Annotated in this window: 23 protein-coding genes; 13 read left to right on the top strand and 10 right to left on the bottom strand. The window is 36.8% G+C overall.

From position 1 onward, the window contains the following. The first annotated feature begins 57 nt into the window (after positions 1-57). Both DRF57_RS08520 and DRF57_RS08525 read left to right on the top strand, forming a co-directional pair. A complete protein-coding gene (locus tag DRF57_RS08520) occupies positions 58-648 on the top strand; it encodes a porin family protein (RefSeq protein ID WP_047492659.1) in 591 nt (196 codons plus the stop codon). A gap of 940 nt (positions 649-1588) precedes the next feature. Beyond that, entirely contained in the window at positions 1589-2302 is a 714-nt protein-coding gene (locus DRF57_RS08525) for a porin family protein (protein WP_047492804.1), read from the top strand. Between the two features lie 108 nt (positions 2303-2410). Here DRF57_RS08525 and DRF57_RS08530 read toward each other — a convergent pair whose 3' ends face one another. The 6 genes from DRF57_RS08530 to DRF57_RS08555 form a co-directional block, all read right to left on the bottom strand. After that, positions 2411-3358 (bottom strand): glycerophosphodiester phosphodiesterase family protein, encoded by a 948-nt coding sequence (locus tag DRF57_RS08530; protein WP_047492656.1) that lies wholly within the window; start codon positions 3356-3358, stop codon positions 2411-2413. A 141-nt stretch (positions 3359-3499) separates the two neighbouring features. Further along, positions 3500-4999, bottom strand: coding sequence for an amidophosphoribosyltransferase (gene purF, locus DRF57_RS08535; protein WP_047492654.1), 1500 nt, complete (start codon positions 4997-4999; stop codon positions 3500-3502). Positions 5000-5138: 139 nt separating this feature from the next. After that, a complete protein-coding gene (purC, locus tag DRF57_RS08540) occupies positions 5139-5861 on the bottom strand; it encodes a phosphoribosylaminoimidazolesuccinocarboxamide synthase (protein WP_115917934.1) in 723 nt (240 codons plus the stop codon). Between the two features lie 36 nt (positions 5862-5897). After that, the gene (locus tag DRF57_RS08545; protein WP_047492647.1) at positions 5898-6593 is read right to left on the bottom strand and encodes a DUF3307 domain-containing protein; all 696 of its coding nucleotides are present in this window, start codon (positions 6591-6593) and stop codon (positions 5898-5900) included. 1 nt (position 6594) lies between these two features. Beyond that, entirely contained in the window at positions 6595-7200 is a 606-nt protein-coding gene (locus DRF57_RS08550) for a SatD family protein (RefSeq protein ID WP_047492643.1), read from the bottom strand. 185 nt (positions 7201-7385) lie between these two features. Then, complete coding sequence (locus DRF57_RS08555) at positions 7386-9266, bottom strand: endonuclease (RefSeq protein WP_115917936.1); 1881 nt, start codon at positions 9264-9266, stop codon at positions 7386-7388. 190 nt (positions 9267-9456) lie between these two features. Here DRF57_RS08555 and DRF57_RS08560 point away from each other — a divergent pair, with 190 nt between their 5' ends. From DRF57_RS08560 to DRF57_RS08610, 10 genes are all read left to right on the top strand, one after another. Further along, positions 9457-10596 carry an acyl-CoA dehydrogenase family protein gene (locus DRF57_RS08560; RefSeq protein ID WP_047492802.1) on the top strand — a complete coding sequence of 380 codons (1140 nt, stop codon included), beginning with the start codon at positions 9457-9459 and terminating at the stop codon, positions 10594-10596. A 20-nt stretch (positions 10597-10616) separates the two neighbouring features. Next, on the top strand, positions 10617-11114 hold the full coding sequence (locus DRF57_RS08565) for a DinB family protein (protein WP_047492637.1): 498 nt from the start codon (positions 10617-10619) through the stop codon (positions 11112-11114). A gap of 215 nt (positions 11115-11329) precedes the next feature. Beyond that, positions 11330-14260 carry a reprolysin-like metallopeptidase gene (locus DRF57_RS08570; protein WP_115917938.1) on the top strand — a complete coding sequence of 977 codons (2931 nt, stop codon included), beginning with the start codon at positions 11330-11332 and terminating at the stop codon, positions 14258-14260. Between the two features lie 197 nt (positions 14261-14457). Then, positions 14458-16701: a zinc-dependent metalloprotease gene (locus DRF57_RS08575; RefSeq protein ID WP_115917940.1), complete on the top strand. Its 2244-nt coding sequence runs from the start codon at positions 14458-14460 to the stop codon at positions 16699-16701. A 484-nt stretch (positions 16702-17185) separates the two neighbouring features. Next, positions 17186-17893 (top strand): glycohydrolase toxin TNT-related protein, encoded by a 708-nt coding sequence (locus DRF57_RS08580; protein WP_047492628.1) that lies wholly within the window; start codon positions 17186-17188, stop codon positions 17891-17893. A gap of 13 nt (positions 17894-17906) precedes the next feature. Beyond that, the gene (locus DRF57_RS08585; RefSeq protein ID WP_115917942.1) at positions 17907-18326 is read left to right on the top strand and encodes a hypothetical protein; all 420 of its coding nucleotides are present in this window, start codon (positions 17907-17909) and stop codon (positions 18324-18326) included. A 235-nt stretch (positions 18327-18561) separates the two neighbouring features. After that, positions 18562-19029: a pyrophosphohydrolase domain-containing protein gene (locus tag DRF57_RS08595; protein ID WP_115917946.1), complete on the top strand. Its 468-nt coding sequence runs from the start codon at positions 18562-18564 to the stop codon at positions 19027-19029. 3 nt (positions 19030-19032) lie between these two features. Further along, the gene (locus DRF57_RS08600) at positions 19033-19596 is read left to right on the top strand and encodes a TlpA family protein disulfide reductase (protein ID WP_115917948.1); all 564 of its coding nucleotides are present in this window, start codon (positions 19033-19035) and stop codon (positions 19594-19596) included. 2 nt (positions 19597-19598) lie between these two features. Beyond that, a complete protein-coding gene (locus tag DRF57_RS08605) occupies positions 19599-20204 on the top strand; it encodes a DUF4230 domain-containing protein (RefSeq protein ID WP_047492616.1) in 606 nt (201 codons plus the stop codon). 11 nt (positions 20205-20215) lie between these two features. Further along, positions 20216-20401, top strand: a complete 186-nt coding sequence (locus DRF57_RS08610) for a hypothetical protein (RefSeq protein ID WP_081989147.1) — start codon at positions 20216-20218, stop codon at positions 20399-20401. A gap of 100 nt (positions 20402-20501) precedes the next feature. Here DRF57_RS08610 and leuB read toward each other — a convergent pair whose 3' ends face one another. The 4 genes from leuB to DRF57_RS08630 are packed head-to-tail and all read right to left on the bottom strand — an operon-like array spanning position 20502 to position 24813. Next, a complete protein-coding gene (leuB, locus tag DRF57_RS08615) occupies positions 20502-21626 on the bottom strand; it encodes a 3-isopropylmalate dehydrogenase (protein ID WP_047492613.1) in 1125 nt (374 codons plus the stop codon). Beyond that, positions 21607-22215 carry a 3-isopropylmalate dehydratase small subunit gene (gene leuD / locus DRF57_RS08620; protein WP_047492608.1) on the bottom strand — a complete coding sequence of 203 codons (609 nt, stop codon included), beginning with the start codon at positions 22213-22215 and terminating at the stop codon, positions 21607-21609. The genes leuB and leuD overlap by 20 nt, the downstream gene beginning before the upstream one ends. 16 nt (positions 22216-22231) lie before the next feature. Then, positions 22232-23620 (bottom strand): 3-isopropylmalate dehydratase large subunit, encoded by a 1389-nt coding sequence (gene leuC, locus DRF57_RS08625; RefSeq protein ID WP_047492605.1) that lies wholly within the window; start codon positions 23618-23620, stop codon positions 22232-22234. Positions 23621-23649: 29 nt separating this feature from the next. After that, the gene (locus tag DRF57_RS08630; protein WP_081989143.1) at positions 23650-24813 is read right to left on the bottom strand and encodes a 2-isopropylmalate synthase; all 1164 of its coding nucleotides are present in this window, start codon (positions 24811-24813) and stop codon (positions 23650-23652) included. 148 nt (positions 24814-24961) lie between these two features. Between DRF57_RS08630 and DRF57_RS08635 the strand changes: the two genes are divergently transcribed. After that, on the top strand, positions 24962-26506 hold the full coding sequence (locus tag DRF57_RS08635; protein ID WP_115917950.1) for a hypothetical protein: 1545 nt from the start codon (positions 24962-24964) through the stop codon (positions 26504-26506). Positions 26507-26611: the final 105 nt, after the last annotated feature.

Consider the following 26611-nt stretch of genomic DNA (forward strand, 5'->3'; position numbering starts at 1 on the left):
CCATTTGATAATAAACAAAATGTTAAACAAAACTTAAAAACTATTAAATAAATACTTATGAAAAAGATTCTTTTAGGCCTAGCCCTTGTTGCAGGTACATTTACTTTCGCTCAGAAAACTTCTACTAATACTTCTGCTTCTTCACCGGTTAGATTCGGTTTAAAAGCTGGTCTTAATGTTTCTAGCTTATCTAACGGTGGTTGGAATTCAAAAGCAGGATTTTATGGTGGTGTATTTGCCAACATTCCAGTAGCACAAGACTTCTCTGTACAGCCGGAGGTTTTATACAGTGGAATGGGAGCAAAAGCTAAATCAAACAGTGATGTGAAATTTAACTTAGATTATATCGCAGTACCGGTAATGTTCCAGTACAATGCTCTACCTAACCTATACTTAGAAGCAGGTCCTCAATTCAGTTTCTTGGTAAGTTCAAAACTAAAAGACAATTCAAATTCTTTAGATGTTAAAGATGGAACTAAATCTTTTGACTTTGGATTAGGTCTTGGAGCAGGTTATTATTTTACGCCAAACATTGGAGTGAACGTAAGATATGTTGCTGGGTTATCTGATGTAGCAAAAGACAGACCTAGCGGTTCTGACTCTGTGAAAAACGGAGCGTTCCAGGTAGGATTAGCTTATAAATTCTAATATAAGCCCTAGCATAGCTAACAAATTTTTATATTCAATAAAAAAGTCAGGTTATTTATTTAGCCTGACTTTTTATTTTCAGTATTTTTTGGCAAGGAATTTGCAAATAGACTTAGTACTTGTACCATTATAATGTTTCTGAATTATAATTTTATTTCATTTGAAAAATACGTTTTCAGCCTAATAATCAAATTCCATATTATTTAAGGATCAACTCTAAAAACAGTATTGAACAAATTTTTCAGAAATACGTTTCTGTACACTCATTAGTAATACATTTTGATTTCAATAGAAAAGGTCGGATTTTATTTTAAGTCTGACCTTTTCACTTTTATATGAGTCTCATATCATACCTTATGAGTGCATACAGCCTCTTATTACAGGATTCATTTCAATTAATCAATCCTTCGCAGCCTATCCTATCAGGCTTCTAATTTCACTTTTCCTATATACACATAAACACTAATAGCACAAATATTTCTCCCACGAATACCACCAATGCAAACTGCATTGATAGTGTCAGCTGTGAAAATATTAATGTTATTTGTGATTAAAAATAGCTAAATACACCCATTCTCTTATACCAATGCAAGGATGCTCCCTGTATTTTAGTATTGTAGAGCTGCTCTTTTATTCCGGTCTGCAGAAGGTATTTTCAGCATCAGGTATAAGTACATATGACATAAGCATAAATTCCCCCCCCATTTGACATAATAAAACAGTATTTATATTAAAAGGACATTTTTTATGTGAAAGAATTTTAACTTAAAATTTATCACAAATATCTAATTTACATTGAAATATTTCACATAAAGAAGGATATAAATGTTGTTTTTTAAGTATTAAAACATCCCGCATCTATTTGCTAATCAGGGTTTGAGGAGTTTGGCAAGCATTTTGCAAAATAATGAAGCAAATAGTAAAATTAAAAAATAAAATTATGAAGAAGTTATTTTTAGGACTGGCATTAACAGCCGGGACATTGGCTTTTGCTCAAGAAACACAACCTGTAAATACTGTAAGCACAACCTCTCCACTTAAAACAGACGTTCAGCCTATTAGATTTGGTATCAAAGCAGGTGGAAACTCAGCGTATTTAAGCCAGCAAAGTTTTGGTATCAACAGCCAAAAATTAGGATTCCACGCAGGTGCTTTCGTTAATATTCCAATCTCTAAGCAATTCAGCTTCCAACCGGAGGTATTGTACAACCAAATGGGGGCAAGAGATGTAGCTTATTCAACAGAGAGTACTGTAGGATCAACAACTATTAAAACAAAGGGACAGGATAAACTAACAATGAATTATATTTCAGTTCCATTAATGGTTCAAATGAGACCAATGGATAAGTTTTATATTGAAGCTGGGCCAGAATTCAGTTATTTCATCGATGGAAAAACCAAAGGAGAATCTACAGTGTCAAGTACTACAGGAGGTATCACTACTACTAAAACAGAGAGTCATTCTGAGGATTTAAATAAAGATAATATCAACAAATTCAATTTTGGTTTAGGTCTTGGTCTAGGATATGATATTACTTCTAATATCGGTATCAACGCAAGATATGTAAACAGCTTGACTAAAATTGATAAAAGCAGACCGGCTGCTGAAAACAACAACAGAGTTTTCCAGTTAGGGGTGAACTATAAATTTTAATTAAAAAACAACCAATTTTTTAACTCCCAGATGCAGTTTTATGCATTGTAAAAATGGCCGGAATTTTTTCCGGCCATTTCTATTTCTTATATAAACAAAAGGAAGCGCCTATTCAAATATTCGTGGATCATCACTGATCACGCCGTCTATTCCCATACCCTTAAGCTCCTTTAGTCTTTCTTTGGTATTAACAGTCCATGGGATTACTTTCATGCCCAGTGCATGGCATTCTTTGACTAATTCAGCAGTGACAAGACTCTGATCCGGGCTGTAAATGGTAGGGGTAAAACTTAAAAACTTCATATCTCCAGCTACACCACTCAAATGATTAGGATATAGTCTGAATTTTTCTACAGGTATATTTTTGAAATAATACCTTTGCTGTTCCAGCTTTTTATCATCCACTTTTTCTACCAGTAAAGCAGTCATTATTTTAGGATATTCCTTATGAAGGATTTCCAGTGTTCGGGGATCAAAAGACTGGATAATAACCCTATCCTGGATGTTTTTTTCTACAATAATCTTCATCATCAGGTCTACAAATTCTTTTGGTTCCGGATGAAAGATATGATCTGAGAAAGGGCGTGTTTTAGTTTCTATATTGTAAAAGGGCAAAGGTCTTTTCAGCTCACGGGCATAGCTTTCACATGCATCTATAACCTCTGAGAAAAGAGGTTTCTGAGCCTTCATTTTCTTCTGATCAGGATAATTGTTCAGTTTTTTCAAGCCTATATCAAATGTTTGAATCTTTGCATAAGGCATCTCATAAATTTTATAATAAAAGCCGGAGTCTTTCGGTATATAGGTTCCATCAGGTTTTGTAACCAATTCAGGAGAAAGAAAAGCATCATGGGAAAGAATTACTTTTTTATCCTTTGTGATGGCCAAATCCATTTCCAGCGTGGTAACATTCATTTGTAAAGCATTTTTCATGGCCGGGATGGTATTTTCCGGAAATAGTGATTTTCCTCCACGGTGCGCCTGATTATCAAAAGACTGGGCGCAATACAACTGAGCCATTGCTAAAAAAAAACCTGTAAAAAACGTGCTTTTCATATCTTCAAATTTTAATCTAACAAAATTAAAACTTGCCTATAAAGAATATGATACAGGAACATTAAGCTTTTGCTACATTTATATCAATAAAAAGGGTCAGGTAAACAATACCTGACCCTTCTATTTTTATTGTCAATACAATTAATTGAATAATTCTACCTCCTCTCCTTTTCCTACCGGATATTCTTCTGTAAAACATCCAAAGCAGTGGTTAGAAGATCCTAAAATTTCTTTCAGATTTTCGGTACTTAAAAACTCTAAAGAATCTACTCCTAAATAATTTTTAAGTTCTTCCGTAGTCATATTAGCAGAAATTAAATCATCCTTTGAAGGGGTATCAATTCCTAAATAACATGGTGCAATAATAGGAGGAGAAACACTTCTGAAATGAATCTCTTTTACACCTGCATCTTTCAGAATTTTAACCAACCTTTTAGAGGTTGTCCCACGAACGATAGAGTCATCAATAATAACAACCCTTTTATCTTTAATTTCAGAAATAATCGGGTTTAGTTTCAGGTTAACCACTCTCTCTCTCATTTCCTGAGTAGGAACGATAAAACTTCTTCCAATATATCTGTTTTTGATCAATACAGGACGGAAAGGTATTCCTGAAGCCTTTGAGAACCCAATAGCGGCCGGTACTCCGGAATCCGGAACACCGATCACAATATCAGCATCTACAGGAGCCTGTTCCCAGATTTTCTCCCCGGATTTCTCTCTGATTTCGTAAACATTGATATTTTCTAACGTAGAATCGGGTCTCGCAAAATAAATATATTCAAAAGAACATATCCTTTGTTTTCCTTTAGCCTCATCCATCATATAAGAATGAAGTTTTCCAGGCTCATTTTCATTGGTATAGATAATTTCTCCCGGAAGAATATCACGAACATATTGAGCTCCCACTGCATCTAATGCTACAGATTCTGAAGCCACAACATAAGATCTCTCGTCAATAGCTCCTAAAACCAATGGACGGATACCGTTGAAATCTCTGAATGCAAAGAATTTATTTCTGGTCATCCCTACCACAGAATAGGCTCCTTTGATCTTCTCCATCGTAGCTTTTATTGCACCACGAAGTCCCAAATCAAGGTTTTTCTGGATCAGTCTCAAAATTACTTCAGAATCTGAAGTAGCTCTGAAAACCACCCCTTCAGCCTCCAGTTCATTTTTCAATTCTCTGGCATTGGTAAGGTTCCCGTTGTGTGCTATAGAAAGTATAATCTGGTCATATTCGTTTTTTGCGAAAAATGGCTGGAAATTATACTTCTTTTTATCTCCTGCTGTCGTATAACGGGTATGTCCGATTGCAGAATTTCCCATAAAAGCTTCAGGTTCCTGAATGTCTTTATAAACGTCCAAAACCAAGCCTTCATCCTTCATATTGGTAATCTTTCCATCTTTAAGAACGGAAATACCACAAGCTTCCTGGCCTCTGTGCTGTAAAGCAAAAAGCCCGAACTGTGAAAGAGAAAACGTATCCAGATCAGTATCTGAATACATTCCAAAGATACCGCACTCCTCATTGGGAGCATCCAGTCTTTCTTCTTCCTGTGTTCTGAAAAGATTTCTACCGTAGGTTTGGTCTTTAAACTGTTTTAAATATTCACTTTTATGAATGTCTAAACTTTTCATTTCTATTTTTTCTAATTGTAGATCTTAGAAGTCAGATTTCAGATTGTAGACTAAAAGCTAACTTCAGTGTTGATTTTGTTTTAACTAACAAATATTCCAATGCTAAAAATCTAGCATCTGAGGTCTAACATCTGAAATCTTACTTCGCCAGTAAATTTTTCAATCTGTTATAGATCTCCACATAAGCTTCAGTAACTTCTCCCAAGTCTCTTCTGAATCTGTCTTTATCCAATTTCTTCATCGTGTCTTTATCCCAAAGTCTGCATGTATCAGGAGAGATTTCGTCCGCTAAGATAATCTCACCGTCTGAAGTTTTACCCAATTCGATTTTGAAATCAACAAGGATGATATTTATTTTGTCAAACAGGTCAATCAGGATTTCGTTGATATCTGAAGTAAGTTTATACATCTCGTCAAGCTCCTCGTAAGTAGCTGCACCTAAGAAAACAGCGTGGTGATCATTGATAAGCGGATCTCCTAACTCGTCTTTTTTGTAGCAAATATCAAAAATTGTTACCGGAGACTTGATTCCTTCTTCCACTCCTAATCTCTGTGCCATACTTCCTGCAGAGTAGTTTCTTACTACCATTTCCAATGGAATAATAGACACTTTTCTTACTAATTGCTCTCTTTCGTCTAATTGTTTGATGAAATGAGTTTTAATCCCTTTTTCATTTAAATATTCAAAGATAAGGGTTGTGATGGCATTGTTCATCTCCCCTTTCAGGTCAACCTGGCCTTTCTTTTGAGCGTTAAATGCTGTAGCATCGTCTTTAAAACGCACTACTACTTCTTCAGGATTATCAGTAGCAAATACTTGTTTCGCTTTACCCTCGTACAACATTTCTTTCTTTTGACTCATAATTTTACTTTCTAAATTGTAGTTAGATTTATTGATTTATTTAATTATTATTCCTGTTAAGACAGCCAGTCCAAAACTTAGGAGTGTACCTATAAGTACATACTCTGTCAGTTTTCTCTGTTTTGCCTGTGCAAGATCACTGAATCTGAAAACAGACTTGGCAGCGACCATGAAGCCCACACCTTCCCAGTGATTCACCATAATAAAAGTGAAAACCAGCAGGCGTTCTAAAATTCCGATATATTTTCCGGCACTTGATAAAGATTCGGTTTGTATAGCATTCTGTGCATCAGGAACAGGAGTCCATGATGATAATAGTATTTTGATAAAAATAGAAGCTGGGGTTGTTAAGAACAAAGCCGCCATAATGATTTTTAAAAACTCCTGGTTTCCTAAAAAGCTGAAATCAAATTCCCGGAAATAAAAAGAAGCGCCTGCAATCACTATAATATGCAGCAACTGGTCTATGAAAAACCACGTTTTCTTTGTTTTAATTGTTTGAAAGCTCAGTTTTGCGGCATCAATTATGAAATGAGATCCCCCAATCAGAAGGGCTACCCACCAAAGTTGTAAATCCCAAAGAAAAACAAAGCTTAAAACAGTGTGAATCAAAACATGGAAGTATAAAAACTTACTTTTTAGTTTATAGTTTTCCTTATCTGCAACCCATGAATCTGGCTGAAGAACAAAATCTCCGAGTAGATGTGCCAATATGAGTTTTATAAAGATCATGCTATAGTTCTGAGATTTTCTTTCTGAAATACTGGTTCGTTTCTACAATAAGCTCATAATTGGCTCGTTTCAGTCTCTGGCTCACCGAAGACTGTGAAATAGCAAACTTCCTGGCAAGATCTTCCTGGGTAATATCCTGGTTCATGATCATTTCGTGGATGATCTCTGAGGTAGCCATAGTCCAGTTATCAAAATCTTTTGACGACCATTTTAACAGAATATTCAGGTCTCTGTCTACAGAATCATTGGAAGTTTTAATGGCAACGGTATGGCCGTCACTCTTCAGATCATTGAGCAGTCTTCCGGAATTTACGTAAGCTGTACCATTAGATTCAGTGATTTTCTCAGACGAGAAACTCTCTTCACCAATCCCTATGGCCATTCTTACATCTAAATTTTCCTGACTTTTAATAATAGATTTTATGGCTAGAAAATGCCAGAAAACGTCATCGATATTACACTTAAATTGAAATTCATCGCCTCTGTAGATTTCCCATACTTGAGGAGCGCTTCCCCAATTGTCGAGAAGATTCTTAAGCTTGGTAATCCAAACTTCGGTATCCGCATGCTGTGAATTTATAATATCTCCGGTAATGACCGCTATCATACTGCAAATATAAGCATAATTACTTATAAATAAAAAATATAAGCAGAAACACTTATAGATATTGATTATTAGTGAATCTGCTTATATCAATTATATAGTAAACATAAGGTTTTTAACGTTTTAAGTCGTAGTAAAAAATTACGAAAGCGTTAAAAAATATTTTATATTAAAATTTTCCTTGCGGTTTATTTTTTAATAAATTGATGCACCTGCTCGTCAAGTCTCAGGAAATAAGAACCTCTAGGAAGAGTCTGTACGGAGATGTTCTTCTTACTTCTGAAGGGGTCTTTCTCCGTGTAGATCACTTTTCCGGAAAGATCTATGATCTGAGCAGTTTTTACCGCTTCCGTTTCACCGTTTACAAAAAGGTTGTCATATACAGGGTTCGGATATATGATAAATTTTTTATTTACCGTGATAAGTTCTGTGGTTGATAATGTACCTCCTAAATTCTGGCAGTAATCAATCGGGTAAGAATCCCATTCACTTATATTAAATGTATTTGTTGGCTGATTGGCGGAAGCTTTTCTGTATAAAGAAACATCTTTTAATACTGAAGAGTTATTCTGTCCTACAACGCCCAATGCATCTACTGTGGAAAATTTATATCTCAGCTCAATATAATTATATCCATAAAAAGTCATCTGAGGAGCAGCCGTTACAAGTTTTGCCTGTTCTTTTGTATAGCAGGAAAAAGTGGCTGAAGGGTTTAAAACAACAAATGTTTCATTATCCTGAACAGTCCCTTCCATTTCAAAAGGAGCCGGAAAATACAGGTTATTACCGCTTCCCTGAAGCTGAATGGATAATCTGTAATCACTTAAATTCACGGGATGTCCTGTTTTATTGGTAATTTCAAGAGCTTTATTGCCATTCGTTGATCCTTCAATATATTTTGAAACAAAAAGATCTTTAGCATAAGAATCGGAAGCCAGGGTGGTTACAGAAACAACATTAGTATCCGGAGAAATAAGATAACCGCTATCATATGCTTTTACCGTATAGTTATAAGCAGTAGAAGGTGTAAGATGATCAATGATAATCGATGTCCCTTTTGTGGCTGCTACCAATGTACCGTTTTGATATACTTTATAGCCAAGTACATCCGCATCAGGACTGGGTGACCAGCTTAAATTTACAAAATAGGCACTCGTTTGTGTAGTTGTTAAGTTGGATGGCGCCTGAGGTGCTACAGCGTCCGGCGTTTGATTCCAGATTATATTCACCCAACCAGGATTATCTATAAACGGATTTCTGTTTTTCTGAATAGCATACACCGCATTATTTCGGTCAATTTCTCTTTGCGATACAGGATCCTGCTGATTCCATTGAAGAAGCATAGCCATATAAGCCGGTTCAAACGCCCTCTCTTCCGTACCGTCAAGTGCATTAGCGTCCGAAGCAGGATTAGCATTGGTATTGTATTTAAAAGTTCCCAGCTTTCCTTCATACCTTACAGCAAAATACAATAAAGATCTGGCCACATCTCCTTTAAATTCGTCAATAGGTTCATATACATTGCCTGTATAAGGCAGATTGGGAATGGCACTTCGTCCGATTTTAGAAGTATTTGTGAATGTATAAGGTATATTAGCCGGTACTGTCGTAGAAATCCCATAAGGATAATTACTTCTTAACTGATTAATTTTTGCATCGGTTGGGATTACATAAAATAAATCAGAATACATTGGATAATTACTGTTAAATGTACTCTGAGGCATCATATGCTCTCTATTATACCCCATTCCTTCTGCCCCGGACGATGCGATCAGCTGACCGGATGTATATTCATAAGCATCGGGCCCGGATGGAATCTCCGAATAAATATCCAATAAATAAGTAGTATTCGTAGCATCGTGGTCATAATATTTATCAAGATCAGTCTGATTATAATATCCGGAAAGGTCACCATAATGCCAGCTGATATTCTTTTCAGAAATTATATCATGGAGCTTTGATTTCAGAGCATAACCCGTTAATCCGGACGTTCCGTTGTAATATCCGGCAGGGGCTTGTGCAGAAATATAAGAAGAAATTAAAATAATAGGAAGTAGAAGTTTTTTCATACCATAAAAATTGGGAAGCTAAAATAGCAAAATAAAACACGTAAAAGATTCAATATTTTATTACGAAAATATTAATTTTTAAAACATAAAAAATTGAAAATTAAAAGATTGAGGCTAAAGCAGCATGACTAAAATAATTTCTTTGGCTTTCCGTCAATTTATTTATCTTTGGGAACTAACTATTATCTATATGAATACAGAGACTATTGACAACATCAAAATGATAGCGGAGACAGCTAGAGAATTTGCAGAGAAGAATATCCGACCGAATATTATGGAGTGGGATGAAAGCCAAACATTCCCTAAAGACTTATTCCACCAACTTGGAGAAATGGGATTTATGGGGGTTGTAGTTCCTGAGCAGTACGGCGGTTCCGGTTTGGGTTATCATGAGTATGTTACTATTCTGGATGAAATTTCCCAGGTAGATCCATCGATTGGTCTTTCTGTAGCAGCGCACAACTCTCTTTGCACCAACCATATTTACGAATTTGGAAATGAAGAGCAAAGACATAAATGGCTTCCTCAGTTGGCTTCCGGAAAGGTAATCGGAGCTTGGGGATTAACAGAACATAATACAGGTTCAGATTCAGGAGGTATGTCTACTACAGCTGTAAAAGACGGTGATGAGTGGATTATCAGTGGAGCAAAAAACTTTATTACCCATGCTATTTCAGGAGATATTGCTGTGGTAATGACAAGAACAGGTGAAAAAGGAGCTAAAAACAATTCTACAGCTTTTGTGTTAGAAAAAGGTATGCCTGGTTTTAGTTCCGGAAAAAAAGAAAATAAATTAGGGATGCGTGCATCTGAAACTGCAGAACTCATTTTTGATAACGTACGCGTACCGGATTCTCACCGTTTAGGCGAAGTGGGTGAAGGTTTCAAACAAGCTATGAAAATATTGGATGGAGGCAGAATTTCTATTGCCGCTCTAAGTTTAGGTACAGCAAGAGGAGCTTATAAAGCTGCTTTGAAGTATGCTAAAGAAAGACACCAATTCGGAAAACCGATTTCAGATTTTCAGGCAGTGAACTTTATGCTTGCGGACATGGCTACAGAAATTGATGCTGCTGAACTTCTTATCCAAAGAGCATCTACTCTTAAAAATGCTAAACAGAAAATGACCAAAGAAGGCGCTATGGCAAAGCTATATGCTTCTGAGGCATGTGTAAGAATTTCTAACAATGCCGTTCAGATCTTCGGAGGGTACGGATATACCAAAGACTTCCCTGTTGAAAAGTTCTATAGAGATTCAAAGCTTTGCACTATAGGTGAAGGTACTTCTGAAATCCAGAGACTGGTTATCGGAAGAGATATTACAAGATAATTTTAAAACACTCAATACAAATGATTAAACAGGCACTTTTAGGTGAGTTTCTGCATGAAGCTGAAAACACCAGAAAAATTTTAAAAGCAATTCCTGACAGCGCTTTAGACTGGAAACCGTCTGAAAAAAACTGGACAACCGGCCAGCTAGCCTCACATATTGCAGAAGTCTATAACTGGTACCCCTCTACTTTCAATCAGGATACGTTTGATATGGGCAAGTATGAGTATGACAAAGGAGATATTTCCAAAGCTGAAAATATTCTCGCAAAATTTGAAGAAAATGTTGCTAAAGCACAAAAAGTATTGGAAGATTCTGACGAAAGCACCTATTTCAACGAATGGAAAATGGAAATGAACGGAAATGTTCTCTTTCCTCCTTCACCGAGAATCCAGGTAGTTAGAGGCTTTTTGTATAATCATTTATACCACCACAGAGGTGAGCTCGTTGTTTATTTAAGATCAACAGGGAATAAAGTTCCCGGACTTTACGGACCTACCGCTGATGATAAAATGTAAGTAAAACTTAATTTTATCTTTATAATTAAAATGACATGCATGATTGTGCATGTCATTTTTCTTTATTTACATCCTATTGATGAATCATTTCAAGCATATTCAATGTATTACATAATATTTTGAACAGATATTCTAAATTTTTCTTAAAAATTTTTGTTTTTCGTAATATAATTTTTATTAGCTTTGATATTCCACAATTAAAATTAATATTTAATATGAAAAAACAATTAACACTGATTGGAATGCTCCTCATCACGGGTGTTTCTTTCGCACAGACAGATCGTCTTTGGTCTGAGGGTTCAAGAAAAAGCGCATCTGAAATCTTTGAAAACAAATCCAGCATCAACAACCCAAAGGTTTATAGCCTGGATATCAATGGATTAAAGAACGCTCTTGCAAAAGCCCCTAAAAGACTGGCTGCCGGCGAAAAATCAGAACTCATTATTTCTTTTCCGAATTCTGAAGGGAAAATGGAAAATTTTAAAGTGAGGGAAAATTCCAATTTTGCACCTGAGCTTGCTGCAAAATATCCGGATATTAAGTCTTACGTAGGAGAAGGACTTGGTGACTCTACTTCAACAGTCTATTTCAGCATCTCTCCGCTCGGGTTATCTTCAATGGAAGTGTATGGTGATAAATCTGCTGTATTCATTGAGCCTTACTCTAAAGACCTTTCCACTTATGTTGTGTATAGAAAATCTGACAAAAAAGATGATCTTAGCAAGTTCGAATGTTCAGTCATAGATGTAGCACAAAAAGGCGCCGCCAATGCGGGTCTTGCGGCAAGACCTAATGCCGATGATGCTAAATTAAGAACATTCAGGCTGGCATTATCCTGTACAGGTGAATACACCACGTATTTCGGAGGAACAAAAGCTCAAGCTATAGCAGCCATGAACAACACAATGACCCGTGTAAATGGTGTCTTTGAAAAAGATTTCGCAGCAAGAATGGTTTTAATTGCCAATAACGATGCTGTAGTATATACCAATGCTTCTACCGATCCTTATTCTGCAGCCTCAGGAATGAGCAGCTGGAATTCTCAATTACAAAGCACTCTGACCTCTGTAATTGGTGAAGCCAATTATGACATCGGACACTTATTCGGAGCTTCCGGAGGTGGAGGAAATGCAGGTTGTATCGGCTGTATCTGCGTTAACGGTTCCAAAGGAAGCGGTTATACTTCTCCGGCAGATGCTATTCCTTCAGGAGACAATTTTGACATTGATTATGTAGCTCATGAAATGGGTCATCAATTCGGTGGAAATCACACATTCTCCATGAGTAACGAAGGGACGGGAGCCAATATGGAACCCGGATCAGGATCAACGATCATGGGATATGCAGGAATTACAAGCCAGGATATCCAGCCGCATTCCGATGCTTTCTTCCATGCCATAAGCATTCAGCAGATCACCAATAATATTAAAGCTAAAACCTGCTCTGTAAACACAAGCACCGGAAACTCAATTCCTACTGCTAATGCAGGATTGGATTATACCATTCCAAAAGGAACTCCTTTTGTGCTTACAGGAACCAGTACTGATGCTGACGGAGATGCCTTAACATATATCTGGGAACAGATGGATAACGCTTCCTCTTCCCAAACCGGAGCAAGCTCTGCAGCCAGTGCTACAAAAGCATCAGGTCCTAACTTCAGATCATGGGCACCTACGACAGCACCTGTGAGATATTTCCCAAGAATGGCTTCTATCTTAACAGGAGCAACCACTACAGCAGGTTCAGAAATTACGGTTGAAGCCCTTTCTTCAGTAGCCAGAACATTAAACTTCAGATTTACAGCCCGTGACAACAGAGCCGGAGGTTCCGGAAACAATTCAGACGACGCTGTAATTACCGTTAACAGTACGGCTGGACCATTTGCAGTAACTTCACAAAACACAGCAACTACTTATACCGGTGGCAGCTCTCAGACCATAACATGGGATGTTGCAGGAACTACTGCAAACGGTGTCAATACCGCAAACGTAGATATCCTTTGGTCAACCGATAGCGGAAGTACCTGGACTACTCTATTGGCAGGAACTCCCAATGACGGCTCTCAAGCTGTAACAATTCCTAATGCATCTACCAGCACAGGCAGAATTATGGTAAAAGGTACTAATCATATTTTCTTTGATGTAAATAATGCAAACATCACAGTAAATGCAGGTTCAGGAACTCCTGATACTGTAGCTCCTACTGCACCTACCCTTGCTGCTTCAGGAACGACTTCCACCACTACTAACCTTTCATGGTCCGGCGCTACAGATAACGTAGGCGTTACAGGCTATGATGTATATCAAGGTGCTTCATTGATCGGTTCTTCTGCTTCTACAACCTATACCGTAACAGGATTAACACCATCCACAACGTATTCTTTCTCTGTGAAAGCTAAAGATGCAGCAGGAAACGCTTCTGTTTCCAGCAATACGGTAAGCGTTACAACATTAGGAGGCGGAACGGTTACTTACTGCTCTTCTTCTGCATCTAATACGGCTGATGAAAGAATCGGAAATGTAAAATTCGGAACGATTAACAATACTTCTACAGGAACTGCCGGTTATGAAAACTTCACTTCTGTTTCTACCAATGTTACAAGAGGAAGTGCTTATACTATTTCTGTGACTCCGGTTTGGACTTCTACAGTATACAGCGAAGCTTATGCAGTTTATATCGATTACAACGGAGACGGAGACTTTACAGACAGCGGAGAATTAGCATGGTCTAAAGCAGGTTCTACGACAACTCCTGTTACCGGATCTATTACTATTCCTGCAACAGCTACTCTAGGATCAACAAGAATGAGAGTAATGATGAAATACAGCTCTATTCCTACTTCATCTTGTGAAGCTTACACTTACGGGCAGGTTGAAGATTATACATTGAATATTGTTTCTTCCGGAAAAGGAGAACTATCCAATACAAAAGATCTGATCACAGACATCAAGCTGTATCCTAACCCTGTAAGAGACATCCTATATGTTTCCAATACAGCATCTGAAGAGTATAAAATCTTTGATATGGGAGGAAAATTAGTTGATTCCGGAAAACTTCAAAGAGGTTCTGTAAATGTAGGTAACCTTATCAAAGGAGCTTACACCATCCAGGTTGGAGAATCATCAAAACGATTTATTAAAAATTAGTAACTATTAAAATTAAATTAATGTGAAAAACTGTTCTGTATAGAACAGTTTTTCTTTTTTATATCGTTTTATTTAATATTTTTCATTTAATCATAATTTCTATTATCAATAATTGAAACATTCTATAGTAATATTGAATTTTAAACAAGGCTTTTTTTATTAGATTTGGGATAGCATAAATACAATTACACTTTTATATGAAAAAACAATTATTGATGATGGGAATGCTTGTACTATCAGGTCTTTCCTTCGCCCAGACAGATCGTCTATGGACTCAGGGGTCAGGAAAAACCTCTTCACCTGTTTTCGAAAACATGATGAATATAGAGGGTCCGAAAATTTACCAATTAAATATCAACGGCTTAAGAAATGTATTGCTAAACACTCCTAAAAGATTAGCAGCCGGTGAAAAATCTCAGATCATTATTTCTTTCCCGAATTCTGAGGGAAAGATGGAAAGATTTAAAGTAACAGAGAATTCAAACTTCGAACCTGAGCTAGCGGCAAAATACCCAGATATTAAGTCTTATATCGGAGAGGGAATAGAAAACCCCGCTTCAACGGTTTATTTTAGCATCTCTTCTTTAGGTCTTTCTTCTATGGAAATTTACGGAGATAAATCCGCCACTTTCATAGAGCCTTATACTAAAGATTTATCTTCCTATGTAATCTATAAGAAGTCTGACAGAAAAGACAACTTAAGTAAATTCGAATGTACTGTATTGGATGCAGCTCAGAAAGGTACTTCCACAAGTATTGCAGCCAGAAATGCTGATGATTCAACATTGAGAACATATAGACTGGCGTTATCCACTACAGGAGAATATACTTCTTATTTCGGAGGAACAAAAGCACAAGCCTTAGCAGCGATGAACAATACCATGACCCGTGTAAATGGTGTTTTTGAAAATGAACTTGCAATAAGAATGGTTCTTATTGCCAATAATGATGCAATCATTTATACGAACGCATCTACCGACCCCTACTCCCCTTCTTCGTCAATGAACAATTGGAACCTTCAGCTGATGAATACCCTAAACTCTACTATTGGTAATGCTAATTTTGATATTGGTCACCTTTTTGGCAGAGATGGTGGTGGTGGCAATGCAGGGTGTATAGGATGTATATGCAGTAATGATATGTCTACTTATGTTTACCAGGGCGTAACCTATCCTAATGCATATAAAGGTAGTGGATATACCTCCCCGGGCAGCGGAATTCCTGCGGGAGATACTTTTGATATTGATTATGTAGCTCATGAAATGGGACATCAATTCGGGGGAAATCACACATGGTCCTTCACTACAGAGGGCGTAGATCTGAGATCGGTGGAACCAGGATCAGGATCTACCATTATGGGATATGCAGGAATCACCAATCAGGATGTCCAAAAGAATTCTGATGCTTTTTTCCATGCCGCAAGTATTGAGCAGATCACCAATAACATTAAGGTAAAAACCTGTTCTGTCAATACACCTACAGGAAATTCAATTCCTACCGCCAGCGCAGGATTGGATTATACCATTCCTAAAAGCACACCGTTTATGCTGACCGGATCAGGAACTGATGCAAATGGAGATTCCCTTACTTATATCTGGGAACAGATGGATAAGGGAACGTCTTCTCAAACAGGGGCTAATTCTGCAGCTACAGCGACCAAAACAGCAGGACCTACATTCAGATCCTGGACACCAACAACCTCACCAATAAGATATTTCCCTAGAATGTCTTCAATTTTAGCTGGAGCTACTACTACTGCAGGTTCTGAAATCAATGTAGAAGCTCTATCTTCTGTTGCACGAGCATTAAATTTTAGATTTACCGTTCGCGATAACAGAGCCGGAGGAGGTGGAAATAATTCAGATGATACAAAGATCACAGTAAATGCCACTGCAGGTCCTTTCAATATCACTTCACAAAACACTGCGGTTTCGTATGCCGGAGGAAGTGCACAAACCATTACCTGGAATGTGGCAGGCACCACTGCTAATGGTGTAAATACTGCCAATGTAGATATTTTATGGTCTACCGATAGCGGAAACACCTGGACTCCCCTATTGGCAGGAACTCCTAATGACGGTTCGCAGGCTGTGACTATCCCTAATGCTTCTACTACTTCAGGAAGAATTATGGTAAAAGGAACCAATCATATTTTCTTTGATGTGAATAATGCTAATATTTCGGTAACTGCTACAGCTGCAAAATCTGTGACTGAAGCACCAAAAGAAACATCAGCGGATATAAAACTATATCCGAATCCGGTAAAAGATATTTTAACGATTTCAAATACGAATACCGAAGAATATAAAATCTTTGATATGTCCGGAAAACTGATACATTCAGGAACACTTCAAAGAGGTACTGCCAATGTAAGCAACCTTATAAAAGGAGCCTACGTGATTCAAATAGGAGAAACAACAAAACGATTTATTAAGGATTAATCACTTTAATTTTAAAATTAAACGATGGGAAGACTGCTCTTTACAGAGCAGTCTTTTTTATATTCAATTTCAAATACAGATCTCAAAATCTGTCATTTAAGTAAAATATTATTCAATAATATATTTATCAATGTATTTAATTTACATATAATTAATTTTTATTAAATGAAATAAGCAATATTCAGGTTTTTTAATTTAAATTTATCACTCAATATTCTTTATTATTGTACCGTTTGCCCAACCCGTATTTGAGGGAGCCGGAAAATCGCTTCGCCGATTGCCCATATTGCTTCTTTTGATGCCTTTTCTTTGATGGGAACTTATTATCATGTCTTTAAAAGCCAGTCTCAACAGCCATTATTGTTCATGAAAACATTCTTAAAACGGATTCTACCAACACATTCAAGCAGGCATTTTTACCTAAGCAGCACAGTGCACAATCCCGATAATACTTATAAAATTTTACATAATTAAAATTATTGATATGAAACATTTATTTAAGTACATCTTTCTTTTATCATTCACTTTTTTTTCAGTTGCCTGTAGTTCAGACAATGATGAAGAAATAGACACCAATCCCGTTAAAATTGTATTCTACAAAAATGCTGATGATTTTGCATTAACCTACGACGCTTCGGGAACCGTAAATCAAAACATGAGAAACCAGGCATTTGATCTGTACAAACAAGGAAAATGGACTGAACTTGAAGCTCTTTTTAAAGCCAACAATCTGAACGGAGGATGGCCGCCTGCTAATGGTGGTTATAATATTGTCGATGATGTTCCCATTGTCGCAGGACAAAAATTCGACCGATACAGCGGTGCTGTTGGAAATTATGATGGAACGGGAATTCCTACTTTAGGAGGCAGTTTTACAAGTCCTATCATCAATGGATATGTATATACTTTTACCCAAAGAGCATTAAACCAACCAGAAAACAAATATGATTTCTATTATGAAATAGATGTTTTGAATAATTTACTATCTTTCAAATCCCAAACAGCAGATATTATTCCCTGGTTTAATCAGGCTGGCAATGGAAAACAAACCATGTGGAAAATTCCCATTGATATCGCCACAGGATATCCAAAAACATGGAATAAATTAGCTGAAGAGGGATATATAAAAGTAACTATTAAAAAAAGTCCAAGCGGGAAATACAATAACCTGGCGGGTACCGTTATCCAGTAATAAATAAATTCAGATGTATTCAATATCAAAGAAAATAAGTATTGGTAAAAAAGCTCTTGTTCAAAAGGATTTTTTCACAAATAATGAAACAGTTCCATCTTCGGTTGTAAAATTCATATGCTGTGATTGCAACCATGAAAATACAGTGGAAATTATCCCTTACCAATCAGGATTTCCCATTCTTCAGATGTATCATGAAGAACCTGTATTATCCAGAAATGAATTATTAAAAAATGGAATAGTAAAGGAAACCGTACCCGGAATGCAACATTTCGGCCCTTTAACCGTCAACAATCTGCCAACCCTATATTTTGGAACCAGCTGCCGAACCTGCTATTCGAAATACCTCTGTGTATTTGGTTATGGTGAAAAACAGCCTGGATTAACAATTTTAGATATCTCAGGAATCTGGAAATATGAAGAGTTAAAATAATGTATCTGAATACAACCAATGAATTTTCAGCTATAATCCACAACTAAAAATTGTGGATTTTTTTATGGTTATTAGTCTGATGGCAGTCAGTTTAGTAAGATAAAATTTTCCGCATATATCTTCAACCTGTAGAGAATGGAATACGGTTCTTCTTTCCCCTTCATTAACACATTTTACGCTGTACATTTTACAATTTCCAAATCGTTTTCTATCTTTGTCGTAAATAAAAAAATTCATGGATAAAATTGATAGTCTGAACCAAGTAGCAGAATTCCATACTACTTTCAAAGCCCCTATTTTAGATACCCCACAAATCCCTTCTCCGGAAAGATGCAACCTTAGAGTAGAACTTCTTCAGGAAGAATTAAATGAGCTGAAACAAGCAATTGCAGACAATGACCTTGTAGAAATTGCAGATGCACTTTGTGATCTTCAGTATGTTTTAAGTGGTGCCGTGCTTGAATTTGGACTTGGCAACAAATTTGTAGAGCTATTCAACGAAGTTCAGCGTTCCAATATGTCTAAAGCTTGCGATAATGAAGAACAGGCAAAGGAAACTGTTGAGTTTTATAAAGAAAAGGAAGTAGAATCTTTTTATGAAAAATCTGGAGAGAAATTCAATGTTTACAGACAGGCTGATCATAAAGTATTAAAAAACAAACACTACTCTCCTGCTGATTTAAAATCAATCATTGAGAAATAACATATGAAAAAATTTATTACTAACATTGTTGCCTTTTCAAGCATCTTTCTAGCTGCCCAGCAATTCAACGCTCAAAAAGTAGTGGTCAACCGTGAGGTTGAAACTCAGAATGACGGGAAAATGCTTTTGGGACATCAGCTGAAAGAACAATTCCTGAAAGCTCCTTATGCCGACTGGTATGTAAAGGAACATGATGAATATGCTCTTGATCCCAAAGCCATCAGTGAACTTAAAAAGGAAAGACTGGGTTCTTGTGACGTTATTGTTTTTATGGGAACATGGTGTGAAGACAGCCACAGAGACATCCCAAGACTGATGAAAATATTGGAGGAAGTAAGTTTCCCGGACAGCAAGCTGACCATTATAGCGGTAAACCGTAAAAAAGAATCTCCTACAGGGGACGAAAGTCTTTACAATATCCAGAAAGTTCCTACGATCATCCTTAAGAAATATGGGAAAGAAATAGGAAGAATTGTAGAAATGCCTACTTCGGGATATATTGAAAGGGATTTAGCAGAGATTTTGAAAAAGAATGACACATCTGTAATCAAAGAAATTTTTAAATAGATTTGAGAAATTATAAAACAATTTTATCATTTGTAGCAGGCGCAGGGGCTATGGTGCTTCTGTTTTTCGGGCTTAAGTCCTGTCTTAATCTTACTAATAAAACGGAGAAGTCGGATTATTATATCCTGACCAACCAGATTTCCAAGATGAATAAGATGGTGGTCATGGAACAGAACACTTCCAGTATGCAGAAGACCAAAATGGGTTATGAAGTATTCGGAAAAGAAGTTTCAAATAACAGCATCATTACCTATACCAAAACCACGGCACAGGTTTCTTATGATCTTAATAAGATGAAGATTGAGGTAGATTCCATTAACAAAAAACTGGTAATCACCGAGCTTCCGGATGCAGACATAAGAATTACACCCAGCGTTGAAATCCAGTCTTTGGACGATTCCTTTTTTAATAGAATTACCGAAAAAGACATTAAAAATGTAACGGAGAAAGCTAAACAAACTGCGATGAAGTCTATTGATCAAAATCAATTGAGAAGTGAGGGACGCAAACAATTAATGGAAAATCTTAATAATGTTTTTGTTTTGGCAAAGGCTTTGAATTATACCATAGAAGATAAAACCGGAAAGATCGGTCTTCTAGGACTCTAAAAATTCAAGCTATGGATTCAAAAGGAAAAATCAATAAGAAAGAACCTGCCAATACTGCAGAAACCAAAAAGCAGAATGAGGATTTCCAAAACATTCCTGCTTCATCGAAAAAGAGCAATCCACCTGAGATTGATAAAGAGGATATTCAAAAATCATCTAAAGGTAAATCAGGAAAAACGGATAATACAAAAGAATAAAGTACAATCATTTTATTTGTACGGAATACAATTGAAAGGTCCTGTCTCTAATGAGGCAGGACCTTTCTTCTAACTATCTAAATGAACTTTTTGTAACTAACTATACGATGGTGGACTTTCCGATCTTTACATTTTCAAAATTGTAATAAGATTTTTCGGAATATTTAATATGATCTGCAATAAAGCTTCCCACTTCACTTGTAGAATAATACTGCTTGGTATTAAGATCAATGGTAACGTATTTATTTTCAATGGCATGCTCTACAGATTGTCTTAACTTATCTGCGGCTGCCTCTAAATTAAGATGATCCAACATCATGGCAACGCTAAGAATAGAAGCAATAGGATTGGCAATCCCCTTGCCTTTTGCCTGCGGATAAGAACCGTGGATAGGTTCGAACAATGCATTTTTCTCACCAATGGAAGCTGACGGAAGCAATCCGATAGATCCTCCGATCACACTAGCTTCATCAGAAATAATATCACCAAACATATTTTCAGTGACAATAACATCAAACTGCTTAGGGTTAAGAATCAGCTGCATTGCTGCATTATCTACAAACATATAATCCAAGTGTACATCCGGATATTCTTGCGCAATTTCCTGACAGATCTTTCTCCAAAGTCTTGAAGTATCCAATACATTGGCTTTGTCAATAAGGGTCAGTTTTTTATTTCTCTTCTGAGCCTCCTGAAACGCCATATGGGCAATAGGAAGAATATCTTCACGGCTATATTTGCATACGTCATAAGCATAGGCTCCTTCAGGATCCGTAAATTTTTCACCAAAATAGATTCCACTTACCAATTCTCTGAAGATCTGAATATCTGCCCCTTCAATGATTTCTCTTTTAAGCGGACTTTTGTCAATCAGCGAAGAATAAGTTTTCAAAGGTCTGATGTTCGCAAATAAGCCCAGCTCTTTACGAAGTTTTAAAAGTCCCTGTTCGGGTCTTACTTTAGCTTCAGGGTTGTTATCGAAAACAGGATCACCGATTGCTCCAAAAAGAACGGCATCAGAATTTCTGCAGATCTTCAGCGTTTCTTCGGGTAAAGGATCTCCGGTTTTAAAAATAGCCTCTGCACCAATCAATCCATATTCAAACTTAAATTCATACTGAAAGACTTCAGCAATGACATCCAGTATTTTTATACTTTCTTTAATGATCTCAGGTCCAATTCCGTCTCCGGGAAGAACCGCAATTTTAAAATACTTGTCGCTCATTTTTCTTTTGTGTTTTTAATTCAAATTCTTGTATCACCTGTTTTCTGCTGATTAAAAAATCAATATCATCATAGCCGTTCAATAGGCATATTTTTTTGTAAGAATCAATTTCAAAGGTTTCGGTTGTATCTTTAAAGCTGATGGACTGCAGCTCTACATCAATGGCAATTTCATTATTTGGATTTTCAGTGATTCCTTCTAAAATTTCTTTTAAAAACTCTTCAGAAACCTTTACCGGAAGGAGCCCGTTATTTAAAGCATTTCCTTTAAAAATATCGGCAAAATAGCTTGAAACAATGACTTTAAAACCATAATCTGTTAAAGACCAGGCTGCATGTTCCCTGCTGCTTCCGCATCCAAAATTATTTCCTGCCACTAGGATTTCCCCTTCGAACTTTGGATTATTCAGCACAAAATCAGGATTAGGTTCTCCTGACTGGATATTGTACCTCCAATCTCTGAACAGATTTTCTCCAAATCCTTTTCGGTCTATGCTTTTTAGAAATCTGGCCGGAATAATCTGATCGGTATCTATATTTTCTGCCGGCAATGGTACTGCTCGGGATTTTAAAACAACTAATTTTTGCATGTACTTTTTAATCTGTTTAGTTTAAACTTTCAAAAGCAGAAATTCTGCCTTCTATGGCTGCTTTGGCAGCGGTAAGCGGGCTTGCAAGAATGGTTCTGGCTCCCTGTCCCTGCCTGCCTTCAAAGTTTCTGTTTGATGTGGATACACAATATTCCCCTTCCGGAATCTTATCATCATTCATGGCCAGACAAGCTGAACATCCGGGTTGACGGATCTGAAATCCGGCCTCATTGAAAATTTTATCCAAACCTTCTTCATAGATCTGTTTTACCACCTGCTGAGAACCCGGAACAATTAATGCCTGTACAGTTTCAGACTTGCTTTTTCCTTTGATATATTGAGCTGCAGACCGGAAATCCTCTATCCTTGCATTGGTGCAACTTCCGATGAATACATAATTAACTTTAATATGGGAGGGAGCCTGCCCTGCCTTTAATCCCATATAGCGTAAAGCTTTTTCTTCCGATTCATTCTGAGGAACCGGAATAAGCTCACGGATTGAGATCCCCATTCCTGGATTTGTTCCATAAGTGATCATGGGATAAATTTCTGAAGCATCAAATGTCAGTTCTTTATCAAAAACAGCTTCTTCATCTGTTTTTAAGCCTTTCCAATACGCTACTTTTTCTTGCCATTCTTCACCTTCCGGCGCAAAAGCTCTTCCTTTTACATACTCAAAAGTAGTTTCATCAGGAGCAATCATTCCTCCTCTGGCCCCCATTTCAATGCTCATATTACAAACAGTCATCCTTCCTTCCATAGACATTTCTTCAAATACGTTTCCGGCATATTCACAGAAATATCCCGTTCCGCCATCTGTTCCTATTTTTGAAATGATATAAAGAATCACATCTTTAGGCAGAACGTTTTCATTCAATCTGCCGTTTACGGTAATTCTCATCGACTTGGGCTTGTTGAGTAGGAGACATTGGCTTGCAAAAACCTGAGCTACCTGGCTTGTTCCTATTCCAAAAGCAATGGCCCCAAAAGCACCATGTGTGGAAGTATGGCTGTCTCCGCAAACAATACTCATACCCGGCTGGGTAATTCCTAATTCGGGAGCAATGATGTGAACAATCCCCTGATATTCGTGCCCAAGGCCGAACAGTTTTATGTTATTTTTCTCACAGTTTTCTGTCAGTTGCTGAACCTGATTTCTGGACAATTCATCCCTTATTGGTTCTTCCTGATGAAGGGTTGGTACGTTATGGTCAGCTGTTGCTACAATCTGTTCCGGTCGGAAAACTTCAAGATTTCTGGATTCAAGTTCTGCAAAAGCCTGAGGGCTGGTTACTTCATGAATCAGGTGTTTGTCAATATAAATAATCTGAGGTCCGTCCGGAATAGTTTCCACTACGTGGGCATCCCAAACTTTATCAAAAAGTGTTTTTTTATCGTTCTTCATTTTTATTTTATCTTGATTTTACATCAAACCTATCCTATTTTTCGGTTGAAAGTCTCTATAATTCTGCTTAAATCGTCGTTCCCAATCTCTTTTTTAAGATCTGCCACTTTTAAAAACTCCTGATACAGATAATCGAGTTCATTTTTAGTCACATCATAGCCAATATGTTTAAATCGGTAAGCCAATGCCGAACGTCCGCTTCTTGCCGTAAGAATAATGGAAGATGTACTTACTCCTACTTCCTCAGGATCAATGATTTCGTAAGTTTCTCTGTTTTTGATCACTCCGTCCTGGTGGATTCCTGAGCTGTGGGCAAATGCATTAGCTCCAACAATGGCTTTATTGGGCTGTACAGACATTCCCATAAGATCTGAGACCATCAGGCTCATCTCATTCAGCATTCTGGAGTTGACATCGGTATGAAGATTAAGATCTTTATGCTGTTTTAAAATCATGACGACCTCTTCCAAAGCGGTATTTCCGGCTCTCTCTCCTAAACCGTTGATTGTACATTCTATCTGACGTGCTCCGTTCATTACTCCTGCAATAGAATTAGCGGTTGCCAATCCTAAGTCATTGTGACAATGGCATGACAGCACTGCTTTTTCGATTCCTTTTACATTTTCACGCAAATATTTTATCTTCTGGCCGTATTCTTCAGGCAGGCAATATCCTGTTGTATCAGGAATATTCAAAACCGTAGCTCCAGCCTTAATCACGGCTTCACATACCTGAGCCAGATATTCATTATCGGTTCTCCCGGCGTCTTCTGCATAGAATTCAACATCTTCCACATAAGTTTTAGCATATCTTACCGCTTCAGCAGCACGTTCCAGAATATCTTCTTTTGTGGAGTTGAATTTATATCTGATGTGAGATTCGGAAGTTCCGATTCCCGTATGGATTCTCGGTCTTTTAGCAAATTTCAGTGCTTCAGCTGCTACATCTATGTCTTTTTTATTGGCTCTAGTGAGTCCACATACTTTAGCATTTTTTACGAGTTTTGAAATTTCTGAAACAGATTCAAAATCTCCGGGACTGGAAATTGGAAATCCTGCTTCAATGATATCAATCCCTAGCTTATCAAGCCTTTCAGCAATAATCAGTTTCTGTTCCGTATTCAGTTTACACCCCGGAACCTGCTCCCCATCTCTCAGTGTGGTATCAAAAATTTCAATTTTTTCGGAATTCATAAATGAAGTTTTTTACTTAATTTTGGTTCAAAACTACAGCTTGAAATATTTTCAGGGTTTTATATTTTGTAAAAAATACAATATTCAATAATGAAATAAACAACTGTATGTGTTTGATAATTAAAGTTTTAAATTATAAAAATTTACAATGGCAGAATTGCAGAAAGATTTCTTGTTTGTACTGGTAAAGTCATTGACCACCTCCGAAAAACGTCAGTTTAAGTTGTATGTCAACCGTCTCGGTATTAATGTAGATGCCAAATTTCTTCTTTTATTTTCAGAAATGGATAAGATGAAAGAGTACGATGAAAGCATTATCATCGAGAAAAAAATTTCAACGAAACAGCAGCTTTCCAATCTGAAGGCTCACCTCTATAAACAGATTCTGGTGAGTCTCCGCATGAACCCAAGCCACCAAAACTATAGAATTCAGCTTAGGGAGCAGCTCGACTTTGCCAATATCCTGTATCAGAAAGGTCTTTATAAGCAAGCTTTGAAAATACTGGACAAAACGAAGCAAAGTGCTCTGGAACTGGATGAGAAAAGTATAGCTTCCGAAATTATAGACCTCGAAAAAGTAATTGAATCTCAGTTTATTACCCGAAGTATCGAAGGACGCGCTGACGAATTGATCAGGCAATCTCAGGAGATAAGCAGACAGAACCGGTATACGACAAAGCTTTCCAATCTTTCACTGAAACTGTACAGTGAAATGCTTACTCATGGCTATATAAAAAATGATCTGGACAGAGAGGAAGTTCTTGAGTTTTTCAATTCCCAAATCAAAAATATCAGACTTGAAAAACTGAATTTCACCGAAAAACTATGGTACTTTAAAGCGCATGTGTGGAAAAACCAGCTGTTACAGGATTATAAATACACCCTGAAATATGCTTATCAGTGGGTAGACTTATTTCATAAAAATCCTGAAATGATCTATAGTCATCCGGTTTGGTATATTAAGGGAAATACATATCTGCTTAAAATTTTGTTTCTCTATGGAAATATAGATATTCTGGAAGACCATTTTGAAAGTTTTAATAAAGTAGTCAATGCCGAGAATTTTGCCCAAAACGAAAATCTTCAGTCGCTTATTTTTCTGACTCACTATAATACCTTGATGAATATTCATTTTGTAAAGGGCGAGTTTTTCACCGGGACAAAACTTATTCCTGAGATTGAACTAAAAATGGACAAGCTTCGGGAAAGAATTGATGAACACCATTTTATGATTCTTTATCTTAAGATGGCGGCGATGTTTTTTGGAAGTAAAATGTTTAAAAAATCCATTGATTACTCAATGAGGGTGATAGAATCAAAAGGAAATGTACAGGAAGATTTGCTGTTCCATACCCGGATTCTGATATTAATGGCTAAGTATGAATCAGGAAATGATGAAGATTATGATGAATTTGTGACTTCTACATTGAAATTTGCCAAAAAAATGAAGAAACCGGAAGTTTTCCATTTCGAAAGCATTGAATTTTTTAAAAATCTAAATAACCAGGTTTTAGATCAACAGCAAAAAGCTTTTAAAACTTTTGACAAAAAACTAGAAGAGTTTTCCAACAACGAATATTACAGAAGGTCATTATTTTATATCGATATTCACGGATGGATAAAATCTAAAGTTCAACATGTGGATGTCATTGAGATTATTAAGCAAAAAGTGAAATACAAAAGAAAAAGCTAACGGATCATTTGTACACCAACTTAAACTCAATGCAGACCATAGAGCGTTATAGAAGTCGATTTTGAGAGTTTGTATTCCTGCAGAATGATATTTCAGGTATCATTT

Origin of the sequence: Chryseobacterium rhizosphaerae, from assembly GCF_003385455.1 — a bacterium.
Lineage (GTDB): Bacteria > Bacteroidota > Bacteroidia > Flavobacteriales > Weeksellaceae > Chryseobacterium > Chryseobacterium rhizosphaerae.

What these genes read in the sequence shown, in the direction of transcription:
- purC (WP_115917934.1), bottom strand. Translation starts at nt 5,861, where the DNA reads ATGAGTCAAAAGAAAGAAATGTTGTACGAGGGTAAAGCGAAACAAGTA.
- DRF57_RS08560 (WP_047492802.1), top strand. Translation starts at nt 9,457, where the DNA reads ATGAATACAGAGACTATTGACAACATCAAAATGATAGCGGAGACAGCT.
- DRF57_RS08630 (WP_081989143.1), bottom strand. Translation starts at nt 24,813, where the DNA reads ATGAATTCCGAAAAAATTGAAATTTTTGATACCACACTGAGAGATGGG.
- DRF57_RS08575 (WP_115917940.1), top strand. Translation starts at nt 14,458, where the DNA reads ATGAAAAAACAATTATTGATGATGGGAATGCTTGTACTATCAGGTCTT.
- DRF57_RS08600 (WP_115917948.1), top strand. Translation starts at nt 19,033, where the DNA reads ATGAAAAAATTTATTACTAACATTGTTGCCTTTTCAAGCATCTTTCTA.
- DRF57_RS08580 (WP_047492628.1), top strand. Translation starts at nt 17,186, where the DNA reads ATGAAACATTTATTTAAGTACATCTTTCTTTTATCATTCACTTTTTTT.
- DRF57_RS08585 (WP_115917942.1), top strand. Translation starts at nt 17,907, where the DNA reads ATGTATTCAATATCAAAGAAAATAAGTATTGGTAAAAAAGCTCTTGTT.
- DRF57_RS08610 (WP_081989147.1), top strand. Translation starts at nt 20,216, where the DNA reads ATGGATTCAAAAGGAAAAATCAATAAGAAAGAACCTGCCAATACTGCA.
- DRF57_RS08550 (WP_047492643.1), bottom strand. Translation starts at nt 7,200, where the DNA reads ATGATAGCGGTCATTACCGGAGATATTATAAATTCACAGCATGCGGAT.
- DRF57_RS08570 (WP_115917938.1), top strand. Translation starts at nt 11,330, where the DNA reads ATGAAAAAACAATTAACACTGATTGGAATGCTCCTCATCACGGGTGTT.
- purF (WP_047492654.1), bottom strand. Translation starts at nt 4,999, where the DNA reads ATGAAAAGTTTAGACATTCATAAAAGTGAATATTTAAAACAGTTTAAA.
- leuB (WP_047492613.1), bottom strand. Translation starts at nt 21,626, where the DNA reads ATGAGCGACAAGTATTTTAAAATTGCGGTTCTTCCCGGAGACGGAATT.
- DRF57_RS08635 (WP_115917950.1), top strand. Translation starts at nt 24,962, where the DNA reads ATGGCAGAATTGCAGAAAGATTTCTTGTTTGTACTGGTAAAGTCATTG.
- DRF57_RS08530 (WP_047492656.1), bottom strand. Translation starts at nt 3,358, where the DNA reads ATGAAAAGCACGTTTTTTACAGGTTTTTTTTTAGCAATGGCTCAGTTG.
- DRF57_RS08555 (WP_115917936.1), bottom strand. Translation starts at nt 9,266, where the DNA reads ATGAAAAAACTTCTACTTCCTATTATTTTAATTTCTTCTTATATTTCT.
- DRF57_RS08595 (WP_115917946.1), top strand. Translation starts at nt 18,562, where the DNA reads ATGGATAAAATTGATAGTCTGAACCAAGTAGCAGAATTCCATACTACT.
- DRF57_RS08565 (WP_047492637.1), top strand. Translation starts at nt 10,617, where the DNA reads ATGATTAAACAGGCACTTTTAGGTGAGTTTCTGCATGAAGCTGAAAAC.
- leuD (WP_047492608.1), bottom strand. Translation starts at nt 22,215, where the DNA reads ATGCAAAAATTAGTTGTTTTAAAATCCCGAGCAGTACCATTGCCGGCA.
- DRF57_RS08525 (WP_047492804.1), top strand. Translation starts at nt 1,589, where the DNA reads ATGAAGAAGTTATTTTTAGGACTGGCATTAACAGCCGGGACATTGGCT.
- DRF57_RS08545 (WP_047492647.1), bottom strand. Translation starts at nt 6,593, where the DNA reads ATGATCTTTATAAAACTCATATTGGCACATCTACTCGGAGATTTTGTT.
- DRF57_RS08520 (WP_047492659.1), top strand. Translation starts at nt 58, where the DNA reads ATGAAAAAGATTCTTTTAGGCCTAGCCCTTGTTGCAGGTACATTTACT.
- leuC (WP_047492605.1), bottom strand. Translation starts at nt 23,620, where the DNA reads ATGAAGAACGATAAAAAAACACTTTTTGATAAAGTTTGGGATGCCCAC.